The organism is Limosilactobacillus mucosae DSM 13345 (genome assembly GCF_001436025.1).
Classification (GTDB): Bacteria; Bacillota; Bacilli; order Lactobacillales; family Lactobacillaceae; genus Limosilactobacillus; species Limosilactobacillus mucosae.
This window is the reverse complement of sequence record NZ_AZEQ01000008.1, coordinates 1-13,863: the sequence shown is the minus strand read 5'-3', so window position 1 is coordinate 13,863 and position 13,863 is coordinate 1. Positions and strand designations below refer to the sequence as shown.

At 42.6% G+C, this 13,863-nt stretch carries 12 protein-coding genes, 2 pseudogenes and 1 riboswitch; of the genes and pseudogenes, 5 read left to right on the top strand and 9 right to left on the bottom strand.

All coding sequences use genetic code 11. From position 1 onward, the window contains the following. Positions 1–101: 101 nt before the first annotated feature. The gene (locus FC47_RS04610; protein ID WP_155519139.1) at positions 102–401 is read left to right on the top strand and encodes a hypothetical protein; all 300 of its coding nucleotides are present in this window, start codon (positions 102–104) and stop codon (positions 399–401) included. 239 nt (positions 402–640) lie between these two features. Here the strand turns inward: FC47_RS04610 and FC47_RS10570 are convergent, their stop codons facing one another. The 4 genes and pseudogenes from FC47_RS10570 to FC47_RS04595 all read right to left on the bottom strand — a co-directional run bounded on the left by FC47_RS10570 (position 641) and on the right by FC47_RS04595 (position 3,737). Further along, positions 641–814, bottom strand: a complete 174-nt coding sequence (locus FC47_RS10570; RefSeq protein ID WP_155519138.1) for a hypothetical protein — start codon at positions 812–814, stop codon at positions 641–643. A gap of 294 nt (positions 815–1,108) precedes the next feature. After that, positions 1,109–2,192 (bottom strand): annotated as a pseudogene (locus FC47_RS04600) (Y-family DNA polymerase); the annotation flags it as partial. 1 nt (position 2,193) lies between these two features. Continuing rightward, positions 2,194–2,477: pseudogene (locus FC47_RS10895) on the bottom strand (Y-family DNA polymerase); the annotation flags it as partial. A 264-nt stretch (positions 2,478–2,741) separates the two neighbouring features. Further along, on the bottom strand, positions 2,742–3,737 hold the full coding sequence (locus tag FC47_RS04595; protein ID WP_056968164.1) for a hypothetical protein: 996 nt from the start codon (positions 3,735–3,737) through the stop codon (positions 2,742–2,744). A gap of 800 nt (positions 3,738–4,537) precedes the next feature. Here FC47_RS04595 and FC47_RS04590 point away from each other — a divergent pair. From FC47_RS04590 to FC47_RS04570, 4 genes are all read left to right on the top strand, one after another. Beyond that, positions 4,538–5,353 carry a DUF5067 domain-containing protein gene (locus tag FC47_RS04590; RefSeq protein ID WP_056968162.1) on the top strand — a complete coding sequence of 272 codons (816 nt, stop codon included), beginning with the start codon at positions 4,538–4,540 and terminating at the stop codon, positions 5,351–5,353. Positions 5,354–5,374: 21 nt separating this feature from the next. Beyond that, on the top strand, positions 5,375–5,806 hold the full coding sequence (locus FC47_RS04585) for a hypothetical protein (protein WP_056968160.1): 432 nt from the start codon (positions 5,375–5,377) through the stop codon (positions 5,804–5,806). 1,014 nt (positions 5,807–6,820) lie between these two features. Then, a riboswitch (cyclic di-GMP riboswitch) is annotated at positions 6,821–6,894 on the top strand. A gap of 35 nt (positions 6,895–6,929) precedes the next feature. Further along, positions 6,930–8,348, top strand: coding sequence for a hypothetical protein (locus tag FC47_RS04580; protein WP_056968158.1), 1,419 nt, complete (start codon positions 6,930–6,932; stop codon positions 8,346–8,348). Between the two features lie 256 nt (positions 8,349–8,604). Beyond that, complete coding sequence (locus FC47_RS04570; RefSeq protein ID WP_056968156.1) at positions 8,605–9,633, top strand: hypothetical protein; 1,029 nt, start codon at positions 8,605–8,607, stop codon at positions 9,631–9,633. A gap of 49 nt (positions 9,634–9,682) precedes the next feature. Here the strand turns inward: FC47_RS04570 and FC47_RS10565 are convergent, their stop codons facing one another. From FC47_RS10565 to FC47_RS04550, 5 genes are all read right to left on the bottom strand, one after another. Further along, positions 9,683–9,850, bottom strand: coding sequence for a hypothetical protein (locus FC47_RS10565; protein WP_191978673.1), 168 nt, complete (start codon positions 9,848–9,850; stop codon positions 9,683–9,685). Positions 9,851–9,984: 134 nt separating this feature from the next. Further along, on the bottom strand, positions 9,985–10,299 hold the full coding sequence (locus FC47_RS04565; RefSeq protein WP_056968154.1) for a type II toxin-antitoxin system Phd/YefM family antitoxin: 315 nt from the start codon (positions 10,297–10,299) through the stop codon (positions 9,985–9,987). Positions 10,300–10,471: 172 nt separating this feature from the next. Beyond that, a complete protein-coding gene (locus tag FC47_RS04560) occupies positions 10,472–12,658 on the bottom strand; it encodes a hypothetical protein (RefSeq protein WP_056968152.1) in 2,187 nt (728 codons plus the stop codon). Between the two features lie 112 nt (positions 12,659–12,770). Continuing rightward, entirely contained in the window at positions 12,771–13,364 is a 594-nt protein-coding gene (locus tag FC47_RS04555; RefSeq protein ID WP_056968150.1) for a site-specific integrase, read from the bottom strand. Between the two features lie 4 nt (positions 13,365–13,368). Further along, on the bottom strand, positions 13,369–13,863 hold a 495-nt coding region (locus FC47_RS04550; RefSeq protein ID WP_056968148.1), incomplete at its 5' end, for an MmcQ/YjbR family DNA-binding protein.

Below are 13,863 nucleotides of genomic sequence, written 5' to 3'. Positions count from 1 at the left end.
AAGTGTCATTTATACCGAGTTTATTGAAAATCTCTTTACTGCTTGGTGAACTAGCTTTAATCATAATTCCAGCTAAACGTATGTTTGTTCAAGAGCGGCTGATGAGCGAACTGTATTCGATTAACCAAGCTACGTATAACATGGCAGCTGATATACGTGAAAAATATAAGCCGATTGCTACTACGTTGATTTTGACCATGCTGCTAATTTTCTGGCTAAGTATCATTGTTGCAAATAAGTACGGAAACACGTGGCCATTATTAATCGGAATCAGTATTAATTTCTTGCATTTCTGGATTGTCCGCTTTGTCCTCAATCATATGGTAAACGCAATACCAATCCTTAGTAGTATTCATATTGAGTTTTCAGATGATGACGATGAATCAGATGACGAAATTTGATTACATAGCTTGTCGTGAATAGTTCAATGCTATCATGAAACCAAAACCCTAACGTACTATACGCTAGGGCTTTTTTGGTAGCTTGACTTTGCTCGGTTCGTCAATGCTTCCAGTTATCAAGCCAATGTAAAATGATTTCGTTCAGCACAAAAAACGGCCCACATCGAAATGACATGGACCGTAAATTAATATAGATATGCAGCACAGACGTTATTATAGCGGAACTTTAACGCGTTTCCCTATTTTTGAGGGTTATCATTGTGCTCCTTATCGATTTCCTTATTTAATGCGGCAGTATGTTCTGAAAGCAGGAAGCCGCTCCACTTCATCTTGCCGCGATCATGATAGTAGTACTTGAAAAACTGCGTGGCCACCTTGTCAGCTTCTTGACCATTGTAAAAATGCATTTTCATCGAAATTTCCTCCTCATTTCGCGGACCTGGTCATCAGTGAAGTTTAGGTAGTTCAAGGTGAACCGATACGTCTGGCGAACCTTAGTTATAATATCAAGCAACTCAGAATACTCGCAATCCGCCAACCGAGCAATCGAGACTGATCGGCTATAGGTATTGCGAGGCTGAATGTTAAAAAACAGGTTATAGCCATGCTCCGGTTCATAGTAGACCACGGAGACCCAATACCTGGTGCGCCAGCGATTGGTAAAGTTTCGCTTGATTCGCTCGCAGATTTTATCGCTTTCGGTTTCTTTATTCCAAGCTTTGTCCACCGGCGTGACCTCCTACCAACTGACTTCTTTTAATAAATGTACCGCCCTTCTCCAAGCTGGCTGCCCGCATGATCGACGTCTTACCGAACCGTTTGCGGATGGCGTCAACGGTGTCTTCCAGTTTGACCATATCGTACTTGGGCTGCTTGAACAGATCGAGCTGCTCGCCATAACGGTCGGCTAAGCGGGTTGCGGCTACACTGACGCGGCAGACCGGCGATACCCCATCCCAGTATGTATAGAACAGATACATCAGCTGCTCGTTGATGAGATTTGAGTCGACCGTGGAATCGGAAAGCTTCAGCGAGTGAGCAAAGCCGGTTTCTTCCGTTGGCGTGCTTAAGGAATAGCCGATTGAAAGGTAGACGCCCCCTGCCTGCTTGTCATGCGCGCGGAGCCGGGAAGCGACCTGCGAACCAATCTCACGGATGACGACCTCGATTTCTTCCGCCCTTGTATAGTCACGCGGCAAGACCTGCGAGTTGCCCAGGCTCTTGTCTTTAGGCAGGACTTCCTCGGCCAGGTCGGTGCGGTCGATGCCCCAAGCGGACGCGTACAGCTGCGTTCCCATCACGCCCATCTCTTCCTTGAGAATGAACGGATCGGCATGGGCCAACTCAGCCATGGAATGAATCCCAAGTCTGGCAAGGCGTTTGGCGGTCCGCTCGTTAATGCCCCAGACATCAGTAATCTCAGGGATGGACCAGATTTTCTCCTTGACCGTGTCATAGGTGATCTCGCCAATGAAATGCGGATCATGCTTAGCGTAGACGTCCAACGCGATCTTGGCCTGCAGCGGGTTCTCACCCACGCCTACCGTGGTAACCAGCTTCAGGCGGTCATGAACGGTCTTTTGAATCTTCTGCACGACTTCGATCGGATCATCCCCAAACAGCTTCCAGGAATGGGTAATGTCCAGAATCGACTCGTCAATCGAATATGGCAACAGATCCTCATCAGCTACAAACTCGCGATAGATGTTGTTAACCTCAATATTCTTTTCGATATACGTGTTCATGTGCGGCGGCACCACAATCAGATGGTTGTCGCGCGGCAAATCTCGCNTTCTTTTCGATATACGTGTTCATGCGCGGCGGCACCACGATCAGATGGTTGTCGCGCGGCAGACCACGTTGGCGGTTGACGTTGGAGATGCCGTAAAGCTTTTTGGCCATTGGAGATGACGCCAACACCAGCCCGCCATTGGTATTCTCGGCTTCCGACATGACTACGAGCGGCGTGGTGAGCGGATCCAGCCCGCGCATCGTGCACTCAACCGTGGCATAGAATGACTTGTTGTCGATCACGAGAAAGATTCCCCGCGGCTCTGCTGAAGTGTCCATTTTGATCATCCCTTTTCTGAACATCTGTTTGCCTTTTATTATAATATGCGAATGGGTGTTCGTAAAGGAGAGAAATTAAATTAAGGACGTGGATCAGTTTTATAGAGTATGAAAGTCATTCTTCTCTGGGACACAAGTGATTAATCACAAATCACATGTTACTAATCACTTGTGGCATTGGATCATAAGTGCAGAGTTATGACACATAAATGGTTAGAACCAACACTAAAATAAGCGACCACTGGATTCAGCGATCGCTTATTTTTTGTCTCAGTTATTTGCCGATAGAGATATCACTGGCTTGTGCGAATGCTGCAGCTTTTTGAGCTTAATCGTAAACTGATCTTCCCGCAATTGATGGTAGGATTTTGCATCCCCCACGAAGATTCCAAAGTCGGCTTGACTCGGTTTCGTGCATTGAACCATACGATGATTTGCACCCATCTCAACGAGCCACATATTCAATTGTTTGGTTTGATTTTTGGTCATTTGATGGTTGCGAGCGGTACAGATAATATAGCGAATTGTTCTTGGCAGTTGAACGCTTGGTAAGGTCCTGCCATCCATCATTTTTAGATCGAAAGGGATGACTTTTTGAGCGATTGATGCCGATGATTTTGCCAACGTCTCTCCTTTATTTATCGTTATGGCTGATGCTTGTTGCGACAGCTGTTTGATGGTTGTATTAATCTCATCGTGGTTGAAGTAATATGCAAATACCTCCGCCGTCATTTCGACATCGGTAATGGCTTTGTCCTTGGTTGTTGCTAAAGGTAAATGCAGTTTGCGGACCGTTTCGCGAAGACCAGGCAGAGTTGGCAGATTTTGCAAATGCATTATGTACTGGTCGATGGAAAAGGATTGGATCACTTGATTATGAAGACAGAATCTTGAATCAAGACAGGCAAGAAGATGATGCAGATCGGTCTTAACATTCCATCCCACGAATGGCAAAGGCTGCTTGATAAATGCGTTCAATTCTTCAACGATATTTGCTACCTGCCCCTTTTTCAGATACTCATCAAAGCTGTAGCTGCTGTGTTTGATTCCTCGCTTTAAATCGCGGGCAAGCATGTTTGGCCAGTACAGATACTCAGCCAAATAGCCCAGGCATTTCCCATTCAGATAATGGCCGATTGCAATCTCTAGAGGAACGTCGCGGGTCGTTTTGGATTGATAATTTAGCTCGGTCGCAAACTCGCAGTCCAACAAATAATACTCGGTTGGCGGCTCTTCAATGGTTTGAATATTTGGCTGTGTGACCATCGCTATCAGCTCCTTAAACGAGATTTATTTTGGCTGTGGCAGTTAAAAAATGTACAGAAATGGCAGAGCAAAATTGTACAAAAGTGGCGATCTAAAATTGTACAATTCTGGGTATTTTGAAAGTAAGGAGGCTTTAAAATCGCACCGATATTTAGCGCTTTAATCTTAATTTGATTCTAGCATGTACCTCATTCTTTAAAGGCAGACTAGGGAGTTTTAACTAGGAAAATTTTTAATGCTCAGCATGATTTTTGGATTCAATCTTTATCCGAATGGCGGCTTGAAATTGTACAAAAGTGGCAGTCTAAAATTGCACAACATCATGTCGTATTTTGACTCAGCTTTTGATCAAAAACGTAGCGAATTCTCAAGCCAAAAATGGACGCGTTGCAGACTCGTTTTGGGTAGGCAAAAGTACTCATTGAGGGGTCATTATAGGCGCAGACGAGAAAATTTGATGCTACCCCCGAATCCCCGTCACTGACGGGCTGCTGACGTGTCAGTAGTAGATTCCCCTTATGCTCTTTACGACTAAAAAATCGAAAAAAGGAGATTATTTTAAGCCGTACCAAAAAATTCGATTGGTGTGGCTGTTATCAGTCATTGTTTTTGAAATTTTATAACGTGTATCTAACTTGCACTAACAGTTCTTTTGATGATGCGAAATATCCATTTAAGTTGCGTTATCCTTATTAACATAAGTAATTCTATTTGAAGCATTTGTTAGTATTTTGAATCAGTATATAGAGATTATAGGTACTATATTTGGGGGCTTCATATGATTGGGAGAGATTTAACTAATGAAGAAAGTAGTTACAATTAGTGCAACGATTTTGGCGGGGATAACGCTTGCTGCATGTGGCCATGATTCGCATAGCTCGAGTACCTCATCATCATCTGAAACAAGTCATCAAACACACAGTAAATACTATTTCAACGGTACAACTGCAAACGTTGATAACGCTAAAATTAAGATCACTGGAGTTCACTTTTATAACGCTGCTTCAAGCCTTGGATATGACAAACAAGAAGTTGTTTTTGACTATCAGATTACTAATAAATCGGACCATGAGATTAATGCAAACAATGGCTGGTTGGCGGCTTTTAAAGTCTATCAAGATGGTAAAGAACTGAGCATTGGAAATCTACCAACAGATACCAGTCAGACAATCTTGGACAATCAAACTGAGACGATTAAGAGGGGCGAGACGGTGAAATGTCGTGTCGCTTATGAGTTGAATAACAGCAAGTCTGTCGTTGTAAAAGCAATGAATCATGGTAAGTCGGTTGGCCAAAAATCTTTTAAGCCGAGTGACTTTAAAGATCAAGTTGAGACTAGCTCAGAATCAACCAGCAGCCAGACTAGTTCGAGCGATTCTACCTCTCAAACAGCTCAAAGTAGTGCTAATAGTTCAAGCACTTCTTCAGCATCTTCCGTTGTAATTGCAGGTCACTCCTTCCATCATGAAGACTTCTATGGGACTGATATTTTGGTTGGTGACAATGGCGAAGGTGAGGCAGGCGAATGGGCTGTTAACAGTCCGGAAGTCTACGGAGATAAAAGTACTCAAGAAAGCGTAAGGAACCAATTACACGATTTATACAATAATAATTAATCAGATTTAAGAGGCGATACAATGAGTATTGTAATTAGAATCATAGGGATAGCAATGCTGCTGATAATTCTGATGGAAACTCTTTTGCTGATGCTCAATATCAGATTCGCATCCATCATCCCCCAAGGCAATCCGCAGCTCATATTAATGAAGCAGCAACAAGAGAGAGTGAACCGACAAAAAACGATCGTGCTGGTTCTGATGCTGCTGATTTTCGCGGTTGGTTTTATCGGCATGCGCGTCTTTCAAAACGAGCTTTTCTTGGTAGCTGGCAGCTTTGTCAGTTGGATTCTTTATATGGCATCTGCGGCTTCTCTTCGCAGAAAATCACGCAGAACCAAGGTGATTCATGTTAAAGATCCAGTAGCGCGCAAGTTCATCCACGACCTAATTAGCGATGGCCTCGTGGACGATCTTAAAGAGGCCGATGACAAGTCCAAGAAGAAGAAATAAATCGGCTTTCCTCGAGTGATTTGTCATAAGTAGATTCGGGATGTATTAGCCAAGTTCAAACGAAAAGAAAGCAGCTCCAAAACTGGGGTTGCTTTCTTACTTTGACGTTATATACTAGGATTGTTTCCCCGCTTTATGCGGGTGTGATCCTGATGTTAATGTGATGAATGGATCAAAGATATATGTTTTCCCCATTGCATGTGGGGGTGAAGGCGTCTCCGATATGGGGATGCCTTTTTGAGTTTTATCGCCTACATTTTGCCAGTCTTTTCTGATACGTTTTGACAGCACATATTGGTGGTCGTACAACGCCGATGAGATCAGGAATTCTCGCTATCTCGAGAAAGTTTTCAAGTACATTTTGACGGCTTTAAGCCTACATTTTGCTAAAGTTGATATTGGTTTTTGTGCTGTGACAGCGAGTGAATCTAAGCCAGTTATTCCCAACCATCATCTTCATCAATGGACCAGCTCTTGTAAGGCTTTTTCACCTCGAACTTCATAATCGCTGACTAATTCTGGAGCAGCGTTGCTAAGGCGAATCGCAGCTTTTAAATTGAGGGTAGTTTCATAGTCCGTAGGTAAAGTTACCTCTAGCCACAGTATAGTCCCATCTTCCTGGCTTAGTCAGATAACGTCGTTCAGGAATCTCTATGAGCTGAATACCGGCATCCAGTAATCCTTCCTTAATATCGTCGTCTAGCGTAGCGTATGCGACGTATTTATGGTAGAGAAGGTAAGATATCGCTAGTTAACAGATAGAATTTTCGCCAAGTTGCGACCTGATATTGGACTTTTAAGCACATTAAAGCCAGCAGCGAAGCATCGGAGAGCCTAGTGTTTTCAACATTTCGGCGTTCCAGATACTTTCTAGGAGCATAGCACTTGATTAAGCGGTTCAACATAGCCAGGACTCCTTTTAGGTTTAATCTAACTATGTTGGGCCTTTTTTGTTAAATATTACGAACTAGCAATCCGCGTGTAAATAAATATAAAATCGTGCTAGACTAAAAATGAATATTGTGGCAAAGTTATCGATAGATAACGACGCAAAGCTATAGGGGCTTAAATGACAGCCAGTTGTGATTATTTTTGAGGACATTGCCACGAAGGGTGCCCTTTTTTGTTAGCTGGCGTGGGAATTTCTTGGTTTAATGACAGTTGCATTGGAGCTGGAGTCAAGAGACCAGACACTATTTCTCTAGTTTCCAATAATAAAGGTGACGCAATGTATAGCAACGCTGAATATTTTAAACAAAATAAAAGAGAGAAGCAGGAACTCCTTATCAAACAGGACAAATGTGATAAGTACGATTACTTAATTGCAGCTGGTTGTGGAGCATTGGGTGGTGTAATCGATATCTTTTTTGTAGGAGCACCAGGTGAATCTAAGTTAGGAAATTTGACAGACGCACTGGCAGATAAGGTTGTAATGCTTTTTGCAAAAAAAGTCGGGTGGTCTCCACGTGCAGGAAAGGAAAATAGTGTAGCTAGCGCAATTGGATTCTTGGAGAAGAAATATCGCGTAAATTATGACCAAGCCACAACTAAAGCTGCTGGTGGTGCTGTCGACATGTGGACAAAAGACCATCATATGAAGTCTCTAGCCCATTCCTCGGATATTATCGGTTTATTCTTTTCTATCTTAAATCAGTTCACAAGCTCATCAACTTTCATATCAAATGGAAAATTGATAACTATCAATTCTGATACATATGAGCTTCAGGGTGGAAATTTTATATCTAAAATTTTTTGTGGAACTGTAAATTGGTTTGGACATCTTATGTCTGATTTTGCAGGATCTTCAGGAAGTAGGGGCAATGCAAAGCGTGGAATGGGTATAGTAATGCCATTCTATGAGCTGTTAGGCCTTTGTGAATTTGGAAAATTCTCTGATGGAAACGGGAATAAGCAAGTATTGGCAATGATAGCTACCAGAGCTTTCACCGAAGGTTATGATGCTCGTTTTGGGTTAGCTATGGCAATTCCTGTTGTCATAACTAATTTGATGATCAGGCTTATGTGGGGAGTGCGTCGTTTCTTCCAGTACAAGAAACCTCTTAAAGAGTGTATACCTACAAATTCTCATCCAGATTTGAGAGTGATGCTGATTATTGGTAATGGAACACTATGTGTAATGGATGGAATAGATGCCGGCATTAAATCAGGAGGAAATTACCTTGATTTCTTTATACGCTTAAATATCATAGCATGGTTCCGCTTTGTGACGCTTGTTGTAAAAGAAGTTTGTATTAGGGTAGGAATACAGGCAGATATACAACTTACAATTAATGCTTTCCAGAGAGTTAATGAAGCTCTAGTAGAGTATATGGAAAAGCTCAAACAAATTGATATTGAGGCTTATAGAAGAGAAACGGAACGATATAAAGAGTTTGTATCTCATCTTGCATATATTGCAGATGAATCTGAGTTAAATCGTTATCTTCTCGAAAGTTATGAAAAACTAGGGATACCTAAGCCATGGGCTGGAAATTTTGATGACTTCATGGGCAAGAAGTCGAATCACTTAGTATTTGAGTAATGTTCAGATGTGATAAGTGCGTTGAGTGCTGCAGAACTCTCGACAAGAGCAGGCTGTATGAGAAATTGGATAGAGGTGATGGAGTGCGCAAATACCTTCGGGGGAATTTGTGCTCGATATATGAAAAAAAGTCCTTTATTGTGCAGAGTCGATGAGTCCTACGATCCTTATTTTAAGGACAAATATTTAAAGGAAGAATATTACAGGCTTAATTGTCAAGTTTGTGAGCAGTTGAAAAGTCAAAGGAGGAATTAATATGCCGATACCTTTTATAATTGGTGGAATTGCAGCGATTGCTGGAGCTTTAGGTGTTGGTTCAGGAATTCATGGTGGAATGAAAATGAAAGAAGCAAATGATACCATGCGATGGGCCAAGGAAAAGCAGGAAAAAGCGATATCTAAGTTTAAGTCAAAGAATGCATCTACAACAAAACTCATGGATGATATTGGCAAGCAGGAATTACAGATTCTTGATAACTTCAAAAAATTTTCGGATTTAATTGAAAGAATTCAAGGCCGTCCGGATTTTAAATCTTATTCAAGGGCTGGTGTAGAACTCCCGAAGTTTGAAGCAGAAGATTTAAAAGAAGTTGCGGTAGGCGCTGGTGTTCTTCTTGGTGCGCTTGGAGGAGCAGCCGTAGGAACCGCAGGCGGTTTTGCTGGTGCGGGTGCTGCAACAGCGGCCGTGATGGCAGTGGGGACTGCATCTACAGGAACTGCTCTTTCAAGCCTTAGCGGTGCAGCTTTAACTAACGCTACACTTGCAGCACTTGGTGGCGGTTCGCTTGCAGCAGGAGGTGGCGGCATGGCATTAGGAACCGCAATATTAGGAGGAGCTACATTAGGCGTAGGGTTGCTGGTTGGCGGAATAATATTTAATGCAACTGGATCCCACCTTTCTGACAAGGCGGATGAAGCTTATAAGCAAGCGCAAGAGACAGAGAGAAAAGTGAATAAAATAGTAAAGTACCTTAATGAATTGAGCTCCGCTGCGCAGCCATTTAAAGACAGCCTCACACGAGTCGAAGGTGAATATAAAAAGCGTTATTCGTCTCTTTATAACACTGTAGAATACAGAAAAAAAACAAATTGGTCGGATTTTACTGACGAAGAAAAGTTGACCACAGAGAATTTAGTTCTCCTTGTAGGTTTGCTGTATAAGATGTGTAGGGTGAACCTTGTAATAAAGAGCACCAGCAATAAAGAAACCAATAAGGTAAATCACGAAGATATTAATTCTGCTGTTCATGACGCATCAGTAATCCTAGACGATATTGCAGCATAAGGGGCACTATGCCCTGTCAAGGTAACACACGAAAAAATAAAAATTTAGTTTAGGCAACCTCATTGCGGTAATCTTCCGCGGTGAGGTTGTTGCATTTGCTTGAGATTTCAACCGTATTGAAGTACTCAACGCCACGTTTAACCAGATCTTCTAGTTCCGAAAGCGTCTTTGGATATGGCTGATGCGCTAGCCAAGTGTACTTGAAGTCATTTTGCATGTGGGGGTGAAGGCGTCTCCGATATGGGGATGCCTTTTTTAGTTTTATCGCCTGCATTTTGACAGTTTTTCGCCTACATTTTGCCAATACAAATATTGGTTATTGCGCAATGACAGTGAGTGAATCTAAGCCAGTTATTCCCAGCCATCATTCTCATCAATAACCGGCTCTTGCAAGGCTATTTCGCCTCGAACTTGATAGTCGCTGACTAATTCTGGAGCAGCGTTGCTAAGGCGAATCATAGCCTTTAATTCAGTAATCTCATCAAGCATCCGCTCATTTTCATCAACCATTTTTTCGTAGTCATTAACTGACATGACCACGCCGCTCGGTACATTATGATCCAAAATATATACGCCAGTTTGCGCTTTGGCAGCTTGTTCAAAGACTGATGATGTTGAGTCTTTCAAGACGTTAATGTCGCTGGTTGGTACATCATTTTTCAGCATATTTATCACGGTCCTTTCTTTGACTAGGCTTGGGATTCTTTCTGCATCGAGAGCGTTTAAGCCTACATTTTGCCAAAGGTGATTTACGTATAATGCAGTTCGCATCTATTAATAACTCTAATACAACAGCAGGCCCGTGGGAATTCCCATGAGCCTGTTTTGATGCTACATATTAATTGGCTGCCATTTCAAAGTTACCGAATTCATCACGTACTGCTTCAATGATTTCATCATCAAAAGATTCACGAGCCTTAAACTTAGAAACAACCAGATTTTCAAGGGTTTCATCGATGTATTTACGTGATTTTTCGATACCTTCGCGATCACGTCCCCCATTTTGGAACATCAATTTAAACAGCTTAGGCGCTTCTTTGGGATCGAAAACCGTTTGAGCAATATCATTAAATTCTTCTTTGGTCAAAGGCATAAACATTACGACTTCAATAAACTCTTGCTTTGCAATTCGTGCCATAATGACGCTATCATCCTCAGAGAAATGATCCAATACTTTCTTGGCAACAAAGCCTCCAAGCATGCTTCCAGCAAGAGTACCCACAACAGGAACCGGAATAGCAGTACCTAGAGCACCACCAACAGCCATACCTGCGCCGGTAACAGCGGTGTTCTTAACTAATTGTTGAAAGGAAATCTTACCAACCAGACAGTTTACTGCATCAGGTCCAACCGCAACGACAACGGTTAATGCACCCATAGTCCTCTTGGCGATAACATCACGGCTAGCCTTTTCAATTCCAAATTTTGCGGCAGTTTTCATTGCTAATTCGCTCCCAGCAAACTGGCTGGCAACAGTATACATCAGACCACCAATCAGCATTGGCTTAGCGAATCCAATCATTGCATTCTTGGTGGCAGTAGTACGATCAACTCCTTGCCAACGGTTATTTGCATAGATCCAGACAAAGTTGACAACTGACATTGGTGCCGCAGCCGCTGCGCCAGTCAAGAAATCAGTACCAGCTGAGACAACAAGCTTTTCAGCAAATGGAACTTGAACCTCTTTACCTTGAATCTTAATCGTTGAATCACGATCAAAAATGGAGAGAGTTGCTACCTTAGACTGACGGTAGGTTAAGGCACCTTTTTTGACGTAATTGGCTGCATTCTTTGGATTCGTTTCGTTTGGTACTTGTCCTAGTTCAATCTTTTTTCGCATTATCCCAATGGCTTCCTTGTATTGATCCTTTGGCACCTCTAACGTCATTAGCTTGCCATTGCCATTAACATAACCTTTTTTAAGGAAGTTATTAACACCACTTCTTGCTGAAGCATAGTATTTAGTTTGGATCATCTCGCCTGATATCTGACGAATACGATCGGCACCAGATTTAACATTCGAATGTCCCTCAGCTGATGGATTAAATCCCTTAAAGTAATCACTAGCCCAATTTGCCTGCTCGGCAGCAACACCATGTCCTTGACTCGCACCAAAACGGGCATTAAGCTGTTGCGTCTTAAATTGCTGATTGAGTGTATTTATGTGACTTGAAGAAAGCATTGCTGACTTGGTGTTTAAGCGGTTGGCTTCTTGAATTTTGGCACTTTTTTCAGCCTTTTTAACTACCTTGTCAATGTTCTTAAGCGATTCTTCTTGAACAGCCCAAGTCTTTTTAAGAATACGATCGGCGTTACGAGTCCACCCATTATTGATTGCGGTAGTAAATGCTTTGTAAAGAAGCTTACCATTTCCACATTCGCTTAATTGCTTAGTGTGTCGGTTAGCGTAGTAAACCGTCAATACATCATTCTCTTCATCAAAAGTTACTTTGTAGGCATTGGAGAATGGCAGTACCGTAGTTTCAGCTATGTATGATTTCGTCTTCGAATCTTTAGTCTCAGGATCCTCTACCTGTTTTTTGTAAAGGACGCCCTTAGTTGTAATCAAAGTACCAAATTCGCGAAAAGCCATTTCGTTATCGGCAGGTTTGGCATCGTAATAAATGGGAATAACGCCATCATTCTCAGTCAGTATGTCATTGTTATCATTAAAAGCAGAGACTCGGTTATAAGGAATATCGGGTTCAGCATCATCTGATTCATAGATTGCCTCGGTTAGGTCAGATGAAATCTTATAAGGGCTTGTCTCGGGATATTTTGCCCGTCGCCAAGCTCTAATCTCCTTACTTACCGCAAAATAGTTATGTGTCCAACGAATGATAAGCGAAGTAAAGATAACGAAAAGAACAACCTCAATTAAAAATAAGCTGCTTGCGAAAAGGCCAGCCAATACAAGGATTGCAAGGCCAACCCCGATCCATCCAGCAGCTTTGCTATTTCCAAAAATCTTTTTCCCGGCATAGTAACCACCAATTAAAATGGCGATTAGTATTAACTCATCCATAATAATTTCCCCCAAAATTAAATAACTGATAATGACATTATATTATTAGCTATTGTCTTTAAGGATCATAATGAATGAATTGAATCATTGAATCTACTTTATATATCATATGTTACCCGAAATCAATCTTATCCAGCATATGCTCCCGACTGACCTGATCCAGTCCCAGGTATGCCAAGGTCATGGCTTCGCTGGAATGATTCAGCAGCTTCATGACCAAGCCAATATTGTAGTTGGACTGTACATAAACGCGGTAGGCCCCCGTTTTGCGCATCGTATGCGTGCCAAGGTAGTTGATTCCCAGCAGGTCCCCCACTTTGGCCATCACGTTGTAGAACTGGCGCTCATCGATATGCTTTTGCGGGCGCGTCGTGGAAGGGAAAAGCCACTCGGTCGTCCCCTCGTAGCCGTTACGCTTGAGCCATTGCTGATACATCACCAAATCCATCATGACCGGCTTTAAGTAGAGCGTGTTCTGCTTGCCGGTCTTTTTGTCTTTGATGAATGCGTGCTGCTTGATGGCCCCATAGTCGTCAAAGACATCGGACTGCTTGAGCCGCAAAACGTCACTTACCCGCAGCAGCGTTGCCTTGCCAACTTGAAAGATGGTGTAGTTGCGTCGGCCAGACTTGAAGTTGTTCAGTAGTGTGTCTTGGACTTGTTTGAGTATCTCATCATCCTTGATTGGCAGTACGATCTGTCGCATTTAATCACCCCTGCTTTCCCGTCAAACGGAAGCTTTCATCAATCAATCTCATTACGTTATCGTCGCTCAGCTGATCATCAAGTACGACTGAAATCCAGTACTTATGATTCATATGGTAAGCCGGAAAAACGGACTGACCGTCAACTGGCAGCGTGTCGCTTTTCAGATTGATGATATCAACTTTTTGTTCATCATCATCTTTAGTAACAAGTCCCCGTCGGCCATTCATGATTAAACCAAACCACTTGCCTGAATCCAGATGCCGAAAAACACCATTATCCTTATTGTTCTTGGACTTCCAAGGAAAATCCGGCGCGACGTGATACTGATCGTAAATCCTGACCGCGATTCGATTAGCTTGTGGGGATGCGAATGGCATGGTCAGGCAACAGTGATCGACAATCTGCCCTAAGATATCCAGATAACCGGCTCGGACGGAACTGACGAACTTGCCTTGCATTGCCGGCACGTCAATTTGGTAATATTCATCCCCAGTTGA